The organism is Alphaproteobacteria bacterium (assembly GCA_024244705.1).
Lineage (GTDB): Bacteria > Pseudomonadota > Alphaproteobacteria > JAAEOK01 > JAAEOK01 > JAAEOK01.
On the sequence record JAAEOK010000023.1, the window covers coordinates 13,732 to 33,835 of the forward strand.

Below are 20,104 nucleotides of genomic sequence, written 5' to 3' on the forward strand. Positions count from 1 at the left end.
TCTAATGGAGGAGGACGCGACCTCATGGAACACCTATCGAGAGCAATCATCGCCGCGATATCCGCCCTGGCCCTGAGCGCCGGCGCCGCCTTGGCGCAGGACTGCCAACCCTCGAAATGGGGCGCCGACGACGAGATCGGTGCCGCCAACTATGTCACGCCGGAACGTGTTCTGGCGGCGACCAAGCTGGTCAAGAAAGGCGAGAGCCATCCCCTCGGCATCGTCATCGGCCCCGACACGCCGGCATTTCCGCCGCGTAGCCTGGCGCTGCAGGTGGTCCAGCCCGGTCAGCATGGCGGCCAACGTCTCGGCTGGGGTTACGACGCGACCTATAACGACGACATCGCCCAATTGTGGTTCGGCATCGGTCCGCAAATCGACGGCCTCGGCCACCTCGCCGAGGACGGCATGTATTACAACTGCCACGACGAGAAGGACTTCGCCGCCGTCACCGGCCTGACCGCGCTGAGCGTCGACAAGATCCCGCCGATGGTGGCGCGCGGCGTCCTGATCGACATGGCCAAGCATTTCGGCAAGGACCATCTCGGCGCCGGCGAGGATTTCGGTGCCGACGACATCAAGGCGGCGGCCGAGGCCCAGGGCGTCGAGATTCGCGAAGGCGACGTCGTGCTGTTGCACACCGGGTGGACCGACGCCATGCTGGAATCGGACCCCACGGCGTGGGTCAGCGGCGAGCCCGGCATCAATGTGGGCGCCGCCGAATACCTGGCATCGCTGAACGTGATGGCGGTCGGGGCCGACACCTGGGGGGTCGAGGTGTTCCCGCTGCCCGAAGGCCAGAGCAAGGTCTTCTACGGTCACGTCGTCCTGCTGCGGGACAACGGCATCTACATCCTCGAGACCATGAACACCGGCCGTCTGGCCGCGGAAGGAGTGAAGGAGTTCATGTTCGTTCTCGGCCAGGCCCGCATCAAGGGTACCGTGCAGATGATCATCAACCCGGTCGCCCTGTGGTAGCAGCGATCGCTGCCGGGGCGGGTTCGAGGACCCGCCCCGGCCCCTTTGCACAGGCCGGCAACGACCCGGCAATCACCTCCGGCGCACAATGACCCTGAGGGCCGTGCCGGCGAAGCGCACATCGCCGGGAAAGCGTAATCGGAGACCGGCGTCGATATCGTTCGGAAGCCTGTCGCGCGTGAAATCGCCCCCGGTGGTGCCCTCCAGCCAGTCGAAGAACGACGCCAGATCGGCGAATGCGAAGGCGAGATAGGGCCATTCGATGGCGCCGACCGCCAGATCGTGGCGCTCGAACATGGCCCGCCATTCCGCTTCGCCGGGATACGAAACCTTTTTCAGGTGGGTCCGGCCCGGCGAGCCGATCGCCCGAACCACTTCTTCGAGGAAAGGCACCGGCACGCCCACCGATTCGGCGGCGCAGCGGCCGCCGCGCCGGAGGCAGCGCCGCCATTCGGCGATCATGGCGACCTTGTCGGGCACCCAGTGAAAGGCATAGTTCGAAAAAATGAGGTCAATGGTCCCATCGCCGATCTCGCTGAGATCCTCGGCCCAAGCCTCGACAAACGTGATATTGGCAAGATCCGGCGACTTGTTCGATCGCGCCTCGGCCAATCTCCCGCGATCAGGGTCGACCGCGATAACGCGCCCGCCGGGGCCAACCCGGCGCGCCAGTTCATAGGACAACTGCCCGGTCCCGCAACCAAGATCGAGCACGGTTTCGCCACTCACCGGAGCGGCGATACCGAGCAGCGCAACACCCCTTTGGAACTGCCAATCGCTGACCTCGTCGTATTTCTTGGCGAAATTGGTCATGCCGGTAATCTCGGCCCGGGCGATGGCGCCAAGCGCCAAAATCCGGCCGCCGCCAGCGCTCTTATTGCGACCACGACAATGGTGCGAGTGGGTGTTGCGCGTATTGCTGGAATCCTCCCGCCCGATGCCGAAGCTTGCTTATCTCCGTCAAAGAGGCACCGCCCGCGGCGAAGCCGCCGCGCAGTCTAGATGATGGCGGCGGAATTTGTCACGCAGCGGCCTTGTGCTGCGGGACCGGTTTCATAAGCGCGCAACTTTCGGTGAACGCTTGCTCCGGCCGGTCGGAAGGCGTATCGTTAATAGGTCTACGGGTGCCGGCTTGCGCAAAGGTTTTTGCCATGGCTGGAACGTGGACGACCCTCAACAATTTGCCTGCAGTCCCTGTAGAAACGACCTTTCTGCTCACCGACGGGACCGTGCTGGCGCAGGGCGTGAGCACGAATCAATGGTACAAGCTGACGCCGGATGCCAACGGCAACTATGTCAACGGCACCTGGTCGACGATGGCGAGCAGTACCAACGCGCCGCTCTATTATGCGTCGGGGATTCTGCGTGACGGCCGGCTGATCGTCGCCGGCGGCGAGTACAACTCCGGCGCCCTGGTCTGGCTCAACGCGGCCGAGATGTACAACCCCGTTGCCGATAGCTGGACCAACCTGCCGACCCCGGCGGGCTGGGCACGGATCGGCGATGCGCCGGGATGCGTCTTGCCCGATGGCCGCTTCTTCCTCGGCGAGGTCGGCACCCGACGTACCGCGATCTACAATCCCACCACCAACGCGTGGACCGCGAGCGCCAACAAGATCTCGACCGTCGGCGAGGAAAGCTGGTCGCTGTTGCCCGACGGCAGTATCCATGCCGTCGATTGCTCGAACCCGCCCAACGCGGAGAAGTACATCATCGCCGCCAATCAATGGGTCAATGCCGGCGCCACGCCCCAGGTCCTGGTCGACAGCATTTCGGAGATCGGCGCCTCCGTGCTGCTCCCCGATGGCCGGCTCTATGTCATCGGCGCGACCGGCTTCACCGCGCTCTATACCTTTCCACCGATCGCCAACCAGGTCGGCACATGGGCGTCGGGACCCAATATCCCGCAGGTCAATCCGGGTCAGGCTTTGGGCGCGGTCGACGCGCCGGCGGCGCTGTTGCCGAACGGCAAGGTGCTGTTCACGGCGGGTCCGATCACGACGCCCGCGACTTTCCAGGCGCCCACCTTCTTCTTCGAGTTCGACCCGGTGACCGACACCACGGCGGCGGTTCCCCTGCCGGTGAACTCGGCTTCCACCCCTTTTTGGGGACGCATGCTGATGCTCCCGACCGGCCAGGTGCTCTATACCGACGGCGCTGCCCAGGCCGACGGCAGCATCGAGGTCGAGGTCTATACGCCGGACGGAACCTACGACCCGCGCTGGCGACCGTCGATCACCACCTGTCCCGGTAATCTCGAACCGGGCAACACCTATACGCTCGCCGGCCGGCAGATCAATGGCCTGTCGCAGTGTATTTACTACGGCAACGACGCTACCCAGGCCACCAACTACCCCATCGTGCGCCTCGAATCGAAGTCGAGCGCACGCATCGTTTATTGCCGCAGTTTCGATTTCTCGACGATGGGGCTGCAGACCGGAACGGTGATCCATACCTGCAGTTTCACGGTGCCCGATGGAACCCCGACCGGCGCCTACCGGCTGGTCGTCGTCGCCAACGGAATCCCGTCGGAGCCCTGTGACACGACGGTGTCGCTCAAGAGGTTCAAGGAACTCAAGATCGAGATCAAGGAGAAGACCGAGATCAAGGAGAAGGCCGAGGTCAAGGAAAAGGCCGAGGTCAAGGAAAAGACGGAGAAAGTGGAAGTCCTCGACAAAGACCCGAAAACCGAAAAGAACGAGAAGCTGGAAAAGGGCGAGATCAAGGAGTCGAAATTCGAGATCGGCGAGAAAAACACCGGCAAGGAAAGGTTCGAGGTCGACATCGAAAGGAAGCTTCGGGACGAAATCGACCAAACCCAACTGACCCAGGAGAACTGGCTGCAAACGGTGAGAACGTTCGCCGCCCAGTTGGATGCCGCGCACGAGGAGCTCGACCGCGCCTTCATCCGCCCCGAAGAACGTCCGGAAGTCAGACCGAAGAAGGTCGTCGTCGAGAAGATATACCCCAAGAAGATCAGCGCCGCGCAGGCTCGAAAGGGCGCGGAGAAACGGGCCTTCAACGACGGACGCAAGGAATTGGCGGTATCGAAGAGCGCCGCCGCGTTCCGCGACGTGGTGCACACGCTTTCGCATCCGGACAAGGGCAAAGGCAAAGGAGCGACGAAGGGTCGAAAGGTCAAGCGCGCCAGGAAGCCGAGCAAGGGTAAGTGATGCGGCGGGTGGGCATGGCGCCGCCGCCTGAATGATCGTTGTCGTCGGGAGTCGCCACGACACGGTGGCGACGGGGTTGGTCGCGTCGTGGCCGGATGCCCGCCTTTGTGCCGCGGAAGATCTCGTCCGGCCGGGTTGGCGGTGGCATGTCGGCCGCGCCGAGGTGCCGCTATGGGTGGTTGACGGGCGAATAGTACCGGATGACCACGTTTCGGGCGTTTTTGTCCGTCGCTCGACCGTTTATCCGGAAGAGTTGGTGACCACCCATACCGACGACCGAAAATTTCTCGCCACCGAGTGTCGGGCATTCCTGGCCCTGATTTTATCGGCGACCGGCGCGCGGGTCGTCAATCCGGTGTTCGACGGCGCCTTCGGCGGCGAGGCCTTGCGGCCCGAACGCTGGACCGCGGAGGCGCTGAGGCTGGGCTTCGAACCCTACCCCTACCGCATCACCAGCGCACCGCGACGGCGGCGGCCACCGCAGGCAACGCACTATGTTGAAGTCGTCGGGGACGACGTCTTCGGGCGCGGTCCCAAGAAAGTCATCGAGGCGGCGCGCGCGGTTGCCGGGGCGGTCGGACTGGCGTGGGCGGCGGTCGCCTTCGACCGCCGGCGCCGCATCCTCGGGGTAACTTGTGACAGCCCGCCGGGCGCAAGCGCCGCGACGGCGCTCGGCCGCCTTCTCATGAACAGGACTGGAACCGAATGATCCTGGTCTGGGGATCGCTCGACGATGCTCCGGTCGCGCGCGTCGTCACTGCGCTCAAGGCACAGGCCGCGACCCTGGTCCATTTCGACGATTCCGCACTGGGCGAAATCGCGTTCGACTTCGTTTTCGGTCCCGTTATCGCCGGCTGGCTCGAAGTGAAGGGCCGCAGAATCGAAATTTCGGAGATCCAAGGTTTTTATCTCCGGCCCGGCGAGCCCGATGCGGGCGCCCCTGCTCGGACGGCTCAGGCTTTGATTACGCTCGCCTCGGGGCTGCCGCAGGGCGTCCTCAACCGGCCGGCCGCGGGCCTCTCCAACCACGCCAAACCCTACCAGCTAAGATTGATCGCCGAGGCCGGCTTCGACGTTCCGCCAACGCTGCTGACGACCGATTCCGAGGCGGCGCGGTCGTTCCTCCGCGAACACGGCCGTATCGTCTATAAATCGCTGAGCGGCATTCGAAGCATCGTCGCGACACTGGAAGAAGGCGACGAGGCGCGGCTCGACCGCGTCCGGTCCGGCCCGGTCCAGCTGCAAGCCTGGGTCGACGGTATCGACGTGCGTGTCCACGTCGTCGGCGACCGGTGGTTTGCCTGCGCGGTGCGCTCGTCGGCCAGCGACTATCGTTACGCTGCAGAGGGGGAAGCGGCGGAGCTCTCGGCCCTCGAGCTACCGGTGGCGATCGGGCGGCGCATCGTCGACTTGGCGCACGGCATGGGATTGCGGCTGGCCGGCGTGGATCTGCGGCTGACACCCGAAGGCTCGTGGGTCTGCTTCGAGGTCAACCCGTCGCCCGGCTTTACCTGGTATGAGGGCGCCACCGGTCACCCCATCGCCGCCGCGATCGCGGCTGAGCTCATCGGCCGGCCCTAGCCTCGCATCAAAGGTCGGGGTGGCGGTATCGCGTCATGGCCGGTTACGGGTGCTACAGTTACATTTCGAGGCCCGAATCCCCGGTTCGAGGTCCGCAACCATCGGTTCGCCATGTTGCGGAGGGGCGCGAAGCTCCCTACACTCGACTGCGTGATAGGTGGCAATCGGGATTGGAAGGAGAATGCAATCATGAAGCGAGTGGTCTGGATATTTTGCTTCATCTTCGCCGTTGTGAGCGTGACCGGTGCCGCGGCCAACGACCGCTCGGCGATCACGATCGAGGGCGCCTACCTCGTGATCCAGGATGATGGCTACCAGCGGATCCTATCGCTCGACCGCGGCGGCAACATAACCCAAGTGAGCGATCAGCAGCCTCTGATCGGGTTTACCAGCGGCAAGGGAGCGTGGGAGCAGACCGGCCCCGACACCGTCACGGCGCGGGTCGTCGACTTCGCCTACGAGCTCGATGATGGAGAGCCCGTCGGATCGGCCGTCATTGTCTATGAGCTGAAATTTGGCGAACCGGTGTCCGGGAAGTTTGAGACCCGTATATCCCGGATAGAGCCATGATTTGACGATTTCGGGGCGTGATTCTATCATAAGTATCAGAATGTTATAGACTGATTTCGGGTATTGGCATGACTCACCCGATGGGTGACCCGAAAGCTGGCATTCTGAGGCTGGATCTTGGCCGTTGGCTGAGGCGTGAGCGCCACTGTCGTTCATGGTTGGCGGATGGCGCGGAAACGGCTTCCGTCTGGCCTGAATTGGGGGGCCATCTGGGAAACGTCGGCTCAATGGAGTCGTTTTGGTGACACAAGTCTCCCCCGAGCCTCCGGAGCATTCGACGGCGGCGGCCGATGCGCGAACTGTCCGCGCAGGTACCCCGTGGACGATCCAAACGCTCATTGACGGCTTTGGCGCGCGCGGCGGCCTTCCTGCAATCATATCGGTCCAAAACGGGACGGCGAGGATGGCGACGTTCGCCGATGTCGCCGACGAAACGCGTCGCCTCGTGTCCGGTCTCATCGACCTCGGCATAGGTCCCGGCGTGCGAGTCGCAATGATCGGGCCGAACTCGCTCGATTGGGTGATCGTCCGACTTGCGCTCGGAGCCGGTGGCGCGGTCTTGGTGGCGATCGACGATCTTGCGACGGACCAGGAGATCGGCGCGATCCTCCAACGAAGTCACTGCCGATTTGTCTTTTGCAGCGGGGCCCACGCGGCGTCCCTGCGGGAACGCTATGCTGACAGCGACCTCGAGATCTGGCGGCTCGACGCGGCAACCGAAGCGTCCCAACCGGCGCGATCCTGGCGTACACTCCTCGCTCGCGAAGCGGAGCCGCTGCCGCGGTTTGATGCCGACGCGCCAATGATGCTGGTTTATACGTCCGGCACGACCGGCAAGCCCAAGGGCTTCACTCTGTCTTCGAACAACGTCTGGGCCAATGTCGGCGCGCTTGTCGTCGAGCAACTCATCGAGCCGGGTGATCGCGTCCTCTTACCGCTGCCGCTTCACCACGCCTATCCGCAGGTGATCGGACTGTTCACGACCCTCGCCTGCGGCGCGGCTGTCGTCTTTCCGGAATCGCCGACCGGCCCGCATATCGTGAATGCCCTGAAAACGGCTGGCGTCTCCGGCATTATCGGCGTCCCGCGTCTTTACACCGCGTTGGTGACGGCCGTGGCCGCTCGAATCTCTGCAAAGGGGGCGGTCGTCGCGAGCGTCTTCAGAGTGCTGCTCTCGGGCTCGATTCTGGCCTACCGTCGTCTCGGCCTGCGGATCGGCAAATGGCTCTTTCAGCCGATTCGCAAGGGCATCGGGCCGCGCTTGAGGCTCCTTGTGAGCGGCGGGGCGCACCTCGAGCCGGCCGTGCTATGGCAGCTGATTGCGCTGGGATTCGACGTGCGTAGCGGCTACGGCCTTGCGGAAACCGCTTCGATTTTTACGGGCAATCTACCGGGGCGTGAGCGCATGGAAAGCGAGGGCCGCGCGCTCGGGCAAGGCCGTATCCGCATCGCCGAATCGAACGACCTCGGCATCGGCGAGATTCAGCTCAAAGGTCCCAGTGTCTTCGACGGTTATGCCGACGCGGCCGAGGCCAACAGTGCAGTTTTTACCGAAGATGGCTGGTTTCGGAGCGGCGACCTCGGATACCTTGACGAAGACAGCTATCTTTATGTCACCGGTCGCGCCAAGGAGGTGATCGTCCTCGGCGGCGGCAAGAACGTCTATCCGGAGGAACTGGAAAAGGCCTACAGTGACAGCCCATACATCGAAGCAATCGCCCTGCTCGAGAGAAACGGAGCCTTGGCCGCTCTCGTCGAGGCCAATGTGGCGACCATTCGTGCAGACGGCTTTTCGCGTGTCGAGGACGTTCTCCGGGTGACGTTGAAAGATATCGGCCAGCGCCTGCCCTCCTACCAGCGGCTCTCCGGCTTCGCGATCGCCGATTCACCCCTGCCGCGGACCCGCCTCGGCAAATTCCGGCGCCACCTGCTGCCGGAACTTTACGAGCAAGCCCTCGCGGAGGTCCGAGCATCGGTTCGGTCCGAACCCTCCCAAGCGGACGAAGCGCTCTTGAAAGTCCCAGCGGCTCGCGCCGTCTGGGGCCTCCTCGCCCGTCGCTATCCCGCGGACAGGCTCACGCCCGATGCCGATCTGGAGCTCGACCTTGGAATCGATTCGCTCGAATGGATGGCATTGGCGCTCGACGCGGAAAGCCGGCTGGGCCTGAGACTCGACGAGGCGGTCAGATCCGAGGTCTCGACCGTACGCGATCTGCTTCATCTCGCATCGCGGAGACGGGCTGAGGGCGAGCGTCCAACGGAAGGAGCACCTTCTCCGGTGGAAGCCGATGCGGCGACACGCTGGCTCCAGCCGACCGGCACCGTGACACGCGTCGTGACCCGCCTCCTCCACGGCTTGAACCGGATCCTTGTGCGCGTCCTGTTTCGTCTCGAGACCAGCGGCCTCGAACACCTTCCCGATGACGGTCCATTGGTGATCGCCCCCAATCACGCGAGCGACCTCGACCCCTCGGTCCTCGCCGCCGCGTTGCCATGGAGGATCACGCGTCGCCTCTACTGGAGCGGCGATGCGGGACGGCTCTTCGGGGTCCGCTGGCTGCGTCCCTTCCTCCGCGCAGCACATGTCTTCCCGGTCGATGGACGGCTGCCGGCTGCCAGCCTTTCGCTTGCCGCCGAAGTTCTCAAACGGGGGAAAATCCTGGCCTGGTTTCCCGAGGAGTGGCGTTCGCCGACGGGCGAACTGCAGACATTCCAGCCCGGGGTCGGCTGGCTGCTCCGAGAAACCCGCGCGCCCGTCGTTCCGGTCCTGATCGAGGGGTCCTTTGAGGCCCTGCCCCGTCAACGCCGGCTCCCGCGCCTCACGCGCATCAGGATACGCTTCGGGGCGCCCCTCGGCATCGCCGAGCTCTCCAAGTCGGCGGGAGAGGCAGCCGAACCGATCGATCTCGCGGCCGCCCTGCGAAACTCGGTCGCGGCCCTATACCGGCGCAAGACCGACCAGGGAGCTTAGATCAGCGGTGGCGTTACTGGCACAGCTCAAACGCTACGGGGACGCGCTAAATGCGGTGCGCTTTAGTCGGATGCTGATTTCGCGGGAGCGTTGGTCGCGCGAAGAGCTGACGCGTCATCAACACCGAGAACTCGACAAACTGGTTCGTTATGCTATGGCCCACTCGCCGTTCTACCGCGACCTATATAGGGACCTCGCCGGTGATGAGGTGCCGCCGCTTGATGCCTTGCCCATCATCAACAAGCCGATGGTGATGGACAACTTCGACCGCCTTGTAACCGACGAAAGGATTCGGCTTGATGACCTTCGCGCGCACCTGGAAAGCGCCGAGGGCGATGCCCTGTATCTCGACGAGTACCGCGCCCTGAGCACATCCGGAACGACGGGATTGACGGGCATATTCAGCTACAGCCGCCGTGAGTGGAGCATCGTGCTCGCGGACACGCTCCGCTGGCAGCATATGATCAGCGTCTCGCCGCGGTTTCCCAAGCGCGTGCGCATCGCCACGATCGGCGCCCACAATCCGGCCCATGTCAGCTACAGACTGTCCGCCAGCGGCAACTTCGGGCTGTACAAGATGCTCTGTTTGGACGCCACGACCGCCATCGCCACGCTTGTCGATGATTTGAACGATTTCCAGCCGGAAGTGCTGCTGCCCTACCCGTCGGTCGCGGCACTGCTCGCACAGGAGCAGTTGCTCGGCCGCCTGCGAATCCAGCCACGAGTCGTCTCGACACACAGCGAAGTCCTGACGGCCGATATGGCTGCGGTGATACAACAGTCATGGGGGGAGCCGCCCTTTGACCACTATGGCTTGAGCGAGCACCCCAATTGCGGATGCGCCTGCGGGCTGCGTCGAGGAGTCCATCTCTTCGAGGACCTGTTCATCGCCGAGGTCGTCGATGAGCACAACCGGCCTGTCCCCGCTGGCACGTCGGGACACAAGCTCTTGCTGACCAATCTCTACAATTACACCCAACCGCTGATTCGCTATGAAGTGTCGGACATGATCACGATCGATGCGAAACCGTGTCCCTGCGGGCGACCGTTTCGGAATGTCTCGAAGATCGGCGGCCGCAACGACGACATTATCTATCTGGCCGGCCTTGGCACAGATCGGATCGCCGTTCATCCCCTTCATTTCTATGATGCCATGGAGACCTTGACCGATATTCGGCAGTACCAAGTCATTGAAAAGCAAGGCGCCGTCGGCGTGCGAATCGTGCCGCGCGAGGGAGCCGATCAGGAGCGGCTTAGGCGAACGACGATCGATCGACTGAGCAATAGCCTGAAGTCTGCCGGCGTGGCAAAGCCGATGGTGCACGTGGATATCGTTGACACCATCGAGCGGCCGATTGAACGGATGGGAAAGGTAAAGCTCGTCCTCTCCTCATCGAGGCCACCCGACCGGCAAGACTCATCCATTGAATGACGGCGTAGGGACAGCCCGAAAGGCAGCTCTCTGTTGGTTGAGATCCCATATGGCGCCGAAAGGTCCGCGTGCGGAAACAACAACGAACCAGGACCGGACTGCCCGAATATGGCTGAGCGCCCAATTTTTGGCCCAACCTGAAACATAGGTGACACTTTCGGGTTTTGCGCCGGGGGTGTTGATGCCGTGGAAAAGCGAGTTCGGCAATGCAAGAACGTCTACGATTTGTTGCCCGTTTGTTAGATGGCGAGGGCATGAGCGATGTGTGCCGGTCTTTCCGTATATCCCGGTCAGAAGGTGGCGGGCTCCTACGCCGGCCAACAATTTGCCGTCGGCCAGAACGCACTCGATACGACCGAAGCGCCGACCCGGATCTTCGACATCGACTTCGCCGGCCGGCGCATCACCGCCGAGTGAGAGATCGGCTTTGGGACCGGCCCGTCGGGGCCGGTACGCCGCTATGTGGCGGTGCGACAATAAACTATAGGAGTCGGTAGGGTCGCCCTCCGCCGAGACGCCGCTGGCTCCTTTCCGGCGAATAGGGCATAAGAGCGCCATTCGAAACGGCCGTGCCGAATGGCCTTCAGGGGGCGGGAACGTGGCGATCATAGGGAGCGAATCGAGGCGGTCGATTGGATTCGACCGTGCGGCGCTAGTCGCCGTCCTGGTCGTCGTTTTCGCGGTCACGCTGGCCAACTCCAAGCCGGGCCGAGACAGTCTTTTCGATACCCAGTTCGTCGACATCGCCTTCAACATGGTCACTCTGGGGGTCTTCGCGCTCGAGCGGGATGAAGCCGGCGACGCCGTGCCGACCGCCGTCCGCGAGCCGGTCCAGCCCGCCTTCCTCGCGATCGCATTGGCGGTCTTCCTCGATCCGGACGCCGCCGGGGCCCGCTGCCTGTTCGAACACCCGTCGTCCTGTCCCGAACTGCTCGGGCCGCTCAAGATCGTCCAGGCGCTCACCATGGTGGCGCTGGCGTTGCTGATCTATGGGGCGACAGTCCGCCTCTGCGGACGCGGGTGGTGGGCGGTCATCGCCGTCGTGCTGTTCCTCTTTCAGGGCGACGCGATCCGGGATGCCGCGATCACTTTCATGTCGGAGCCGACGGCGGCGCTGCTGCTGATCGTTCACGCCTCTTTGTTGGCGCTGGTTGCGCAGGACCCGCGCCGCCGGTTGGCCGCCGCGCTGGCCGGCGTGGCGCTGGGTCTGCTGGTACTGACCAAGGCGATCTTCATCTTCTACATTGTCGGCGGGCTCGGGCTGCTGATAGTGCTAGCGCCGTTTACCCGGGCTCGACGGCTCGCGGCCTTCCGCCCGGCGGCAATCGTCTTGCTGATCGCCTTCGCCATCATGTCGGCTTGGATCGTGCGCAACATCGTCGTCGCCGATACGCCGCTGCTCACCCAGCGCGGCAACGGCGTCCTCGTTCGGCGCGTCGAGCATGCGACCATGGGCTGGAACGAGAGCGCCTCGAGCTTCGTCTACTACGCGCCCTATGTCGGCCGCGCGGCAGCCGAGGCGTGGCTCGCGCCCGAGCACTACGTCAGGTTGGATGGAGAATATCCCGGAGGCTACCACGCGCGCATGCGGGACGGAGGCGGGCTCGTCAATGCGCGGACGGCGGCCAATCTCGCGGAAACCGGCGGCCGCTTTGCGACCCTCATTCGGATCGTTACGCCGCTCCAAGTGATGATCGAAAACATGCCCAAGCACCTCGTACTGACCATATCGTTCCTGTGGCGCGGCATGGGTATGACGGTCTTCGACCGGTGGACCGGGATCGCCGTGATCGATGGAATCATCGGCGTCGGCGCGCGGATCTTCACAATCCTCCTGGTGCCGGCAGTGATCTGGGCGGCCATTCGAGCGCGGCGGCGGCGGCAGTGGCCGGTGCTCGTATTCCTGCTGCCGGGGCTCTATTCGATCCTTATCCACGCCTTCATCACGCACAACCTGCCGCGCTTCAACGCTCCGGTGATCCCCTGCGCTATCGTCGCGCTGGTCTGGCTGCTACACAGCCTGACGGCGGCCCGGCGCGAAACCGCGGCCGGTCAGCCGCGACGGCCTAAGCGCCAATGAAGCGAACGAGATGCGAGGTCACATCGCCCGGCGCTTCGAGCAGGATCGCATGCTTGAGATTTGACAGGATGACCAGCTCGGCGTCAGGCAATCGGTCGGCGATGAATCTATTGAGGCGTGGGTTGCAGCCGCCGTCCAGTTCCCCGGTCAAGACGAGCGATCGCGCCTCGATCTCATGAAGCCAGGGCGCCATCTCCGTTCCCGCGTAAATCCTAAATACGTTCATGAAGACCGCGGCATCGGTCGCCAGGACCTGCTTCAGCCGGCGCGCCACGATGTCGGCCTTGCGGTCGATGAAATCGTCCGTGAACCATCGGTCGACGAGCGTATCGAGGGTCGGCGCAATGCCGTCCTCCTCCATCGCGCGCACCACGGCCCGGACCCGGGCGCTATCCTCTTCGCTACGCCCGGCCGCGGTCGAAAGCAGGGCGAGCGAGAGAACGCGTCGCGGATATCGTCGTGCGTAGGCCGGGCCGATCATGCCGCCGAGCGAATGGCCGGCAATATGGGCGCGTTCGATCCCGGCGCGTTCGCGCACTCTTTCGAGGTCGTCGACCAACTCGTCGAGGCCGAATTCGCCCACCGGCAAGGGCGACGTGCCGTGGCCGCGGAGATCGTAGGTCACCACGGTGAAGTGCTCGCTGAGGGCGGGGACCATAAACCGCCACGCGTCCCGGGCGGCGCCGATGCCGTGGATCAACAGCAACGGCGGACCGCTGCCCTCGATTGTGAACTCACAGTCGATCGTGGTGCCCATCGCCGTCGGGTCCGCTCACTCCGGGCATTGGTCGGCGATGGCGAGCACCGTCATTCGGCGGCCGCGAATATCGGTGCCGTCCTCGCGCGGTCGACGAAATGGGGCATGACCTGCTCGGCGAAGCATTGAATGCAGTCCTGCGTTTCGGCCTGGCTGGCGCCGAAATTGACGTTCAGGATGACGCGATCGATTCCCGCCTCGGCGTAGCGGCCGAGTTTGTCGACCATTTCCGTCGGCGTACAAATCAACAGGCTTGCGGCGAGTTCCTCGACGGTCTGCTTGCGCGGCAACGGCGCGATCATGCCGTGCTTCACGATCCCAGGTCCGGTGAAGACGTTGTCGAAGCGGCTGTAATAGTCGTAGGCGGCTTGAATCTTGGCTTTCCGTTCGCTCTCGTCGTTGACGACGAAGGCCACGCGCGACAGCGACAACGTCAGGTCGCGGCCGGCGCCGTCCAACTCCGCCTTGCCGCGGCGGAAGGCGTCGACCTGGTCAAGCATGTGCTGGTTATCGCCGGCCAACGGCGTCGTTTGGATATGGAAGCCGCGCTTGGCACAGTGGTAGATGCCCGCCGGCGCCATCACCGCCATCATGATCGGCGGTCCGCCGGGACGCACCGGCCGCGGCATGATTGTCAACGGATCGAATTTGTAGAAATCGCCGTCCCAGGACACCTCTTCCTCGTGCAGCAGCGCGGTCAGGACGTCGAGCGATTCGTCGAACTTCGCCCGGGTGGTGTCGAGCGGGACCCCGAGCCGGCCCATCTCGAATCCGAAGGCGCCGCGGCCGACTCCCAGCATCAAGCGGCCATCGGTGAAGATATCCGCCGCGATCACCTCGCCGGCGAGGATTCGCATGTCGTGTAGCGGCAAGACCACGACCGAGGTCATGATCTTTATGCGTTTGGTCGCACCGGCGATCTTGACGGCGAACTGGAGTGGCGCCGGCATCAGCAGGATATTGATGAGATGGTGCTCAGTAAGCGACACGGCGTCGTAGCCGAGCCGGTCGGCCAGCACCGCCTGATCCAGCATGTCCCGATAGAGCCGATCGCCGCCATAGGACTTGTCGGGGTAATAGGCCGAGAGCTGAATACTGAAATCCATGGAGGCCTCCATCTGATCGGCCGCGGTGAGAGACGTCGAGTGTGGGGCAAATTTTTATATCTGGAAAACGAATTTAATTGGCTTAATAATTCCATTTTATCGAATTAATGTGAAAGCCAAGCAATGAATATCACGGCGCTCAAGACTTTCCTCGCCGTCGTCCAGACGGGAAACCTCAACAAGGCGGCCGTCCATTTGAACGTCTCGCAATCCACGGTGACGGCGCGGCTCGACTCGCTCGATGCGGTGCTTGGCCAGAGATTGTTGGTGCGCTCCCGGCGCGGCGCCGAGTTGACCAAGGCCGGCTTCGCCTTTCAACGGCATGCCGAGTTGGTCGTCCAATCGTGGGACCAGGCGCGCAAGGCCGTCGGCCTGCCCAAGGGGTTCTCGGGCCTGTTCAGTTTCGTCTGCCCGGGCGAGCTCTGGGACGGCGCCGGTTCAGCGTGGCTCGATCGGGTCCGGGACCGCCACCCCGACCTCGCGCTCGAGGCGTGGCCCGGCGACATGAACGAAGTCGGCCGCTGGCTTTCGAGCGGCCTCGTCGACGCGGCACTGATTGCCGAATCGCTTACCGGGCCGGGGCTGGCCTCGCACCGGGTCACCCCTGACCGACTGGTGCAGGTTTCGACCGTATGCCGAACCGTTCAGTCCTGGGACCCCGACTATATCTATGTCGATTTGGGCGCCGAGTTCCGCCGCCAGCATTCACGTGCCTGGCCGATCGATGAGACCGCCCACATGACGTTCGGTTCGAGCCGGTGGGCGCTCGATCATCTCTTGGAACATGGCGGGTCGGCCTATTTGCCGTGGCGGCTGAGTGCGACCCACGTGCGGCAGGGCCGACTCCATCCCGTCGAAGGGGCGCCGGAGTTTACCCGCGCCCTCTTTCTCGCCTGGCGCGAAGCGAGCCTCACCACCCATCCTTGGCTGAGGGATGCGATCGAGTGGATATGACCGGGCCGCGCGACCGGTCCCGCTCCGCCGATGCAAACCCGCGCCGAATCCCGGTGGCGCGAAGACGGCTCGCGCGACGGCTATTTCCGCTCCCATCCTTCCCGGGTACCTGCCAGGATGGCGGGGCCGGCCTCGGCTGTCGGCACGATCTCCATGATGTCGTTGTGGAAGAGCGGCCAGAACTTGGCACACAACCTGATCACCTCGGCCTTGGAGTCGGCCTCGAGCAGAACGTAGCCCTCGGTGTTGCTGATCCAGCCGGTGAATTTGACCGCACTGGGTCCCTCCACCAGTTCGTCGGCAGCGCCGACCATGTCGGTCCAGGCGGCGATCTCGCGGTCGCGATCGGTCGGCCAGGCGGCGGCGTTGCAGGTGAAATGGTTGATGTACATCGGCATGGCGTTTCCTCCCAGTGATTGGCTCGCCGCCTGAAAGCAACCAAGAATAGCGCCCGAGGCGGGACACCTGGTGACGATAGCCGCCGGTGCGGGTGGTGGGAAGGCCGAAACCAGGCCCTTCGGCTGGGCCCAGACGAGGGGCCGCCACCCGATTCACCGCAACAGTGTTTCGGCCGTCGCGCGCGACCCGTGGCCGTCACGGGCGTCGTTTGCTAGGCTTTAGGTCTAGGACAAGGGAGGCAATGAATGGCCGATGGTTTCACGGTGACAGAAACGATCGCCGCGCCGCCGGCGGAGGTCTGGGATTTCCTCACCAATTTCCGCCATGCCCAGGACTGGATGACCGGCATCGACGACATGACCCAGACCACGCCGGGTCCGCTCGAAGTCGGCACCCACCTCGAATTCAGGGCCCGCGGCAAGATGCGGCAGTCGCGGGTGACCGCGCTGGACCGCGGCGAGCGGATCGCGCTGACCTCGACCCAGGGCGGGGTGACCGCGACCTATACCTATTCCCTGGTGCCGGTCGGCGCGGGCACCGAAACCACGCTCCACGCCGTATGCGAGGCGACCGGGTTGTGGAAGCTCCTCCATCCGGTGATCGTTATCGCGATGAAGAAAAGCGACTCGTCGCATCTCGCCAAACTGAAGGCGGCGATGGCGCGGCACGGCTAGCGGCGGTGTTTACCTGTTCCCGCCACACACTCTGTCGAGATAGCGGATGAACTGCCAAATGTTACGCTCGATCGGGTGGAGCGCGCCATCGGGCAGCATCGGCGAAGCGGTGCCTCGATGCAGGCCCTCGACGACAGGCCTGTCCTCGCCATTAGCCATATCCATATAGGCCCTGAATTCATCCAGCCAGGACTCATACTCGGTGTCGGGCACGTCGGCGAGGATCTCCGGCGGGACTGCGACGCCCCACGTGGCGCGCATTGGATCGGTGCCGACCGGCTGCACGGAGATGTACCATAAATAATCCGGCATCAACGTCACCAGGTGGGCCGGGAAGACGCAGAAATCGACCATCATTCGCCGCCACTCGCCGTTCAGTCGCTTGTTGGCGGGATGCGCCGCACCGGGACGCTCATCGGACGGCTGCGCTGCCCGGTGATAGCCGTAATGGTCGCTGTCTTCGCCGCAGACATAGACATCCAATTTCTTGTGGTGACGGGCGAAGGTCTTCCGGTGGACGATGGGGACGTGATAGCTCTCGCTGAAGTTCTCGATCAGGTTCTTCCAGTTGGCGTTCCAGGTCATGGATTCGCGCATCACGGTTCGGTAGCAGGCCATGTCGTAGCGCCCGACTACATTGTCGCGCAAAGGCGCCAGCGACTTGGCCACGGTCTTGGTCTGATGATCGGCCAAGGTGACGTAGAGGAAGCCTTCCCAGACTTCGATCTGCAACCGGCGGAGGCCGTGTTTGGAAGGATCGAAGCCGTCCTTCATCTCCATATACGGGGCTCGAATCAGGTCCCCGGCACAATCGTAGGTCCAGGCGTGATAGGGACATGTAAACCGTTTGCGTGATCCCGTTTCGTCCGAGAGAAGGCGAGTGAATCGGTGGGCGCAAGCATTCACGAAGGCTTTGATGGAACCATCCGCCTGACGAACGACAATGATAGGCACACCCGCGATATTATGGGTCAGGTAATCGCCATGTGCCGCGATTTCATCCGCGCGCCCAACGCAAATCCATTCTCGCGCAAACATGGCTTCCCGCTCGAGTTCCAAGAACGCGCGAGAATGATGAATCTCGGGCGGAATGGGACGGGCATCCTCGAAAGGTCGGTCGGCCGATTCCTTCAGCCGTTCAAGAACAACCTTCAGAGGGAGTTCCGAGTGGGGGCAAGAGATGACCATTTCTGCGCATCCGTGATCCGAAGGTGGGCGTTGCTATAGCCGCAAATCATGATGACCGGTGGCCTAATCGCGGCCATCGTACTCAGGTATCGCCGATTAATGGAATAGGTTTGCCCCACCGCTACCGCCTTCTTACCCGTCGAGACGACATTCCTGGTGATCGTTGGCGGTGCGATGAAGAAAAGCGACTCTTCGCATCTCGCCAACCTGAAGGCGGCGATAGCGCGGCACGATTGGCAGCGGCGGCTCCTGTACCAAAACCACCGATCCTGCTCATTCCGGCAATCCGGCGCGGGTCAAGGCTTCGATCAGCCTCTCGCAATGCGCGACGTTTTTGAGCCCTTGCGATTTGGCGAATCGCCGGGCGCTGAATTCCGGATCCAGTTCGAGCACTTTCATGCGCATTGCCGCGGCTTCATCGGTGAGGTCGAGCTCGGCCGCGAGGGCCGCGGCGAGGACGGGCCCGGGATAGAAATCAGGAACGTTAGCGACGGTTTCCCGGATGATGCGGAGCGCTTCGGCTAGGTTGCCGAGCATATAATTGCACTGACATTGGGCCATGATGAACCAGCCCGGGGGGCTGGCCATGTCGCCCGCGGCCTTGGTGAGTTGCGCCAAGGCATCGGCGGGTCTATCGGCGCTCATCAGAGCCAGAGCGAACGTCCCTCGGCAGGCCGCATCGTTGGGTTCCATGTCGAGCGCGGTTTGGGCGGCGGCGATTGCTGCATTGTAGTTTCCGTGGGCGATTTCGACCCCCCGCTTGACCGAATACGGTCTGATGTCGTTTGGCGCCTCGACGACGGATCGCTCGAATATGGCCTGCGCCTTGGCTAGGTAATCCCGCGCCGCTGCGTCATCCGAGATCATCGCCAAAAAGGAATAGCAGTATCCGGCGCCCATGAGTGGAGCCAGATAGTCGGGGTCGATGGCCACCGCCTGTTCCCAAAAGGCGACGGTCTGGACCATGCTATCGGGCGAGAATTTCTGGAATTCGCGAAAGCCCTTGGCCATGAGCTGCCAGGCCTCGAAATTCTCGGTTCCCCATTGCCAGTGATTGGTATAGGAGCCGGAACCCAGCTCGGTGTGGACGCCGATGACGATATTGCGGGTCGCGTCGTCCTGGACGTCGAAAAGGTCGCTTGCGTCGCGGTCGAAACGATCGGCCCAGCGCTGTACGCCGGTGTGGCGATCGACCAATTGCGCGGAGACTCTGATACGTCTGCCGGCCTTGCGCACCTTACCGGCCAAGACGTAGTGACCCGCCTCGCGGCCGCCCGGTGCGGTCGTGCCATGGTCATTGCCGCGCGCGTCGGAAACGACGGTCAATTGCGCGATGTTGCCGAGCGCGGCAGCGATGTCCTCGGATACGCCGTCGCAGAAGTAGCCCAACTCGGCGTCATCGGACAGATTCTCGAAGCGCGCTACGGTGATTGTGTTGTCCTGTTTCAACTCGGCCGGGATCAATCGGCGGCCCGGTGCTGCAGCGCCGCGAGCCGGCCAACGAAATACGTGGATCGGTCGCTCGATGTTTTTCACACGATGCTCGCCGGCATCGGCGAAGACGGCGTCGATCCGATTGCCGAGACTTTCGTGAACGATGGAGGAAATGCAGATGCCGCCGGTCTCGGCCAGGGCTTCCATGCGGGCCGCGACGTTGACCCCGTCGCCGTAGATGTCGTCGCCGTCGATGATGACATCGCCGAGATTGATGCCGATACGGAGTGTTATCGGACCGTCGTCGGCGGCGAGCGATCGCTGGATGGCAAGCGCGGCCTCGACCGCATCGACAATGGAGGCGAACTCGACCAGCGCCCCGTCGCCCATCAATTTGACGATGCGCCCGCCGCGTTTCGCGATTTCGGGATCGAAAAGATTCTGCCGGTGTTCGCGCAGCGCGGCAAGAGTGCCGGTCTCGTCTACGGCCATGAGTTTGGAATAGCCGACAACATCGGAAGCCAGAATTGCCGAAAGTCTACGCGCCATGCCTGCCCCTTCCCGCAGCGGACACAAGCTAGCATTCGGGCATCGCGGATTCTATGCAGATGGCCGTTGGCCACGCCACCGTCAGCGGCGGGAAAGCGATAGTTCGCAGAGCTTGCGAGTAATACCAAATCCCGTTGATCATGACCTATGTGCCCATTGCCTGTGTCCGATCGACATGATTTTCCAGGGCTGATCGATGAGCTTGTTCCAGGCGTCACAGCAGTGGTCGACGATGTCGTCGTATGAGTTGAAGACGCG

The 20,104-nt window shown here is 63.3% G+C and carries 17 protein-coding genes; 10 read left to right on the forward strand and 7 right to left on the reverse strand.

The window, feature by feature from the left end:
• Positions 1 to 24 precede the first annotated feature (24 nt).
• Positions 25 to 978, forward strand: a complete 954-nt coding sequence (locus tag GY791_02150; GenBank protein MCP4327225.1) for a cyclase family protein — start codon at positions 25 to 27, stop codon at positions 976 to 978.
• A 72-nt stretch (positions 979 to 1,050) separates the two neighbouring features.
• On the opposite strand, the gene GY791_02155 is transcribed toward GY791_02150, so the two are convergent.
• Complete coding sequence (locus GY791_02155) at positions 1,051 to 1,830, reverse strand: class I SAM-dependent methyltransferase (protein MCP4327226.1); 780 nt, start codon at positions 1,828 to 1,830, stop codon at positions 1,051 to 1,053.
• A 299-nt stretch (positions 1,831 to 2,129) separates the two neighbouring features.
• On the opposite strand from GY791_02155, the gene GY791_02160 reads away from it, so the two are divergent.
• From GY791_02160 to GY791_02190, 7 genes are all read left to right on the forward strand, one after another.
• A complete protein-coding gene (locus tag GY791_02160) occupies positions 2,130 to 4,151 on the forward strand; it encodes a hypothetical protein (GenBank protein MCP4327227.1) in 2,022 nt (673 codons plus the stop codon).
• A gap of 31 nt (positions 4,152 to 4,182) precedes the next feature.
• Positions 4,183 to 4,860 (forward strand): hypothetical protein, encoded by a 678-nt coding sequence (locus GY791_02165; protein ID MCP4327228.1) that lies wholly within the window; start codon positions 4,183 to 4,185, stop codon positions 4,858 to 4,860.
• Positions 4,857 to 5,732 (forward strand): alpha-L-glutamate ligase, encoded by an 876-nt coding sequence (locus GY791_02170; protein MCP4327229.1) that lies wholly within the window; start codon positions 4,857 to 4,859, stop codon positions 5,730 to 5,732. Before GY791_02165 ends, GY791_02170 begins: the two co-directional genes overlap by 4 nt.
• A gap of 189 nt (positions 5,733 to 5,921) precedes the next feature.
• Positions 5,922 to 6,302 carry a hypothetical protein gene (locus GY791_02175; GenBank protein ID MCP4327230.1) on the forward strand — a complete coding sequence of 127 codons (381 nt, stop codon included), beginning with the start codon at positions 5,922 to 5,924 and terminating at the stop codon, positions 6,300 to 6,302.
• 403 nt (positions 6,303 to 6,705) lie between these two features.
• Positions 6,706 to 9,273 (forward strand): AMP-binding protein, encoded by a 2,568-nt coding sequence (locus tag GY791_02180; protein ID MCP4327231.1) that lies wholly within the window; start codon positions 6,706 to 6,708, stop codon positions 9,271 to 9,273.
• A 7-nt stretch (positions 9,274 to 9,280) separates the two neighbouring features.
• On the forward strand, positions 9,281 to 10,705 hold the full coding sequence (locus GY791_02185; protein ID MCP4327232.1) for a phenylacetate--CoA ligase family protein: 1,425 nt from the start codon (positions 9,281 to 9,283) through the stop codon (positions 10,703 to 10,705).
• A 598-nt stretch (positions 10,706 to 11,303) separates the two neighbouring features.
• Positions 11,304 to 12,785 (forward strand): hypothetical protein, encoded by a 1,482-nt coding sequence (locus GY791_02190; GenBank protein ID MCP4327233.1) that lies wholly within the window; start codon positions 11,304 to 11,306, stop codon positions 12,783 to 12,785.
• Here GY791_02190 and GY791_02195 read toward each other — a convergent pair.
• Entirely contained in the window at positions 12,772 to 13,542 is a 771-nt protein-coding gene (locus GY791_02195; protein MCP4327234.1) for an alpha/beta fold hydrolase, read from the reverse strand. The genes GY791_02190 and GY791_02195 overlap by 14 nt on opposite strands.
• 50 nt (positions 13,543 to 13,592) lie before the next feature.
• Positions 13,593 to 14,648, reverse strand: a complete 1,056-nt coding sequence (locus tag GY791_02200; GenBank protein ID MCP4327235.1) for an LLM class flavin-dependent oxidoreductase — start codon at positions 14,646 to 14,648, stop codon at positions 13,593 to 13,595.
• A 123-nt stretch (positions 14,649 to 14,771) separates the two neighbouring features.
• On the opposite strand from GY791_02200, the gene GY791_02205 reads away from it, so the two are divergent.
• A complete protein-coding gene (locus GY791_02205; protein ID MCP4327236.1) occupies positions 14,772 to 15,602 on the forward strand; it encodes a LysR family transcriptional regulator in 831 nt (276 codons plus the stop codon).
• 80 nt (positions 15,603 to 15,682) lie between these two features.
• On the opposite strand, the gene GY791_02210 is transcribed toward GY791_02205, so the two are convergent.
• Positions 15,683 to 16,000, reverse strand: coding sequence for a hypothetical protein (locus GY791_02210; GenBank protein ID MCP4327237.1), 318 nt, complete (start codon positions 15,998 to 16,000; stop codon positions 15,683 to 15,685).
• A 246-nt stretch (positions 16,001 to 16,246) separates the two neighbouring features.
• Here GY791_02210 and GY791_02215 point away from each other — a divergent pair, with 246 nt between their 5' ends.
• Positions 16,247 to 16,675 carry a hypothetical protein gene (locus tag GY791_02215; protein MCP4327238.1) on the forward strand — a complete coding sequence of 143 codons (429 nt, stop codon included), beginning with the start codon at positions 16,247 to 16,249 and terminating at the stop codon, positions 16,673 to 16,675.
• Positions 16,676 to 16,684: 9 nt separating this feature from the next.
• On the opposite strand, the gene GY791_02220 is transcribed toward GY791_02215, so the two are convergent.
• The 3 genes from GY791_02220 to GY791_02230 form a co-directional block, all read right to left on the reverse strand.
• On the reverse strand, positions 16,685 to 17,863 hold the full coding sequence (locus tag GY791_02220) for a Rieske 2Fe-2S domain-containing protein (GenBank protein MCP4327239.1): 1,179 nt from the start codon (positions 17,861 to 17,863) through the stop codon (positions 16,685 to 16,687).
• A 273-nt stretch (positions 17,864 to 18,136) separates the two neighbouring features.
• On the reverse strand, positions 18,137 to 19,846 hold the full coding sequence (locus GY791_02225) for a hypothetical protein (protein ID MCP4327240.1): 1,710 nt from the start codon (positions 19,844 to 19,846) through the stop codon (positions 18,137 to 18,139).
• 138 nt (positions 19,847 to 19,984) lie between these two features.
• Positions 19,985 to 20,104 (reverse strand): IS630 family transposase (locus GY791_02230; protein MCP4327241.1); only part of this gene is annotated, 120 nt, incomplete at its 5' end.

Coding starts and splice junctions, on each gene's coding strand:
- GY791_02150 (MCP4327225.1), top strand. CDS start 25: ATGGAACACCTATCGAGAGCAATCATCGCCGCGATATCCGCCCTGGCC.
- GY791_02160 (MCP4327227.1), top strand. CDS start 2,130: ATGGCTGGAACGTGGACGACCCTCAACAATTTGCCTGCAGTCCCTGTA.
- GY791_02165 (MCP4327228.1), top strand. CDS start 4,183: ATGATCGTTGTCGTCGGGAGTCGCCACGACACGGTGGCGACGGGGTTG.
- GY791_02170 (MCP4327229.1), top strand. CDS start 4,857: ATGATCCTGGTCTGGGGATCGCTCGACGATGCTCCGGTCGCGCGCGTC.
- GY791_02175 (MCP4327230.1), top strand. CDS start 5,922: ATGAAGCGAGTGGTCTGGATATTTTGCTTCATCTTCGCCGTTGTGAGC.
- GY791_02180 (MCP4327231.1), top strand. CDS start 6,706: ATGGCGACGTTCGCCGATGTCGCCGACGAAACGCGTCGCCTCGTGTCC.
- GY791_02195 (MCP4327234.1), bottom strand. CDS start 13,542: ATGGGCACCACGATCGACTGTGAGTTCACAATCGAGGGCAGCGGTCCG.
- GY791_02200 (MCP4327235.1), bottom strand. CDS start 14,648: ATGGATTTCAGTATTCAGCTCTCGGCCTATTACCCCGACAAGTCCTAT.
- GY791_02205 (MCP4327236.1), top strand. CDS start 14,772: ATGAATATCACGGCGCTCAAGACTTTCCTCGCCGTCGTCCAGACGGGA.
- GY791_02210 (MCP4327237.1), bottom strand. CDS start 16,000: ATGCCGATGTACATCAACCATTTCACCTGCAACGCCGCCGCCTGGCCG.
- GY791_02215 (MCP4327238.1), top strand. CDS start 16,247: ATGGCCGATGGTTTCACGGTGACAGAAACGATCGCCGCGCCGCCGGCG.
- GY791_02220 (MCP4327239.1), bottom strand. CDS start 17,863: ATGGTCATCTCTTGCCCCCACTCGGAACTCCCTCTGAAGGTTGTTCTT.
- GY791_02225 (MCP4327240.1), bottom strand. CDS start 19,846: ATGGCGCGTAGACTTTCGGCAATTCTGGCTTCCGATGTTGTCGGCTAT.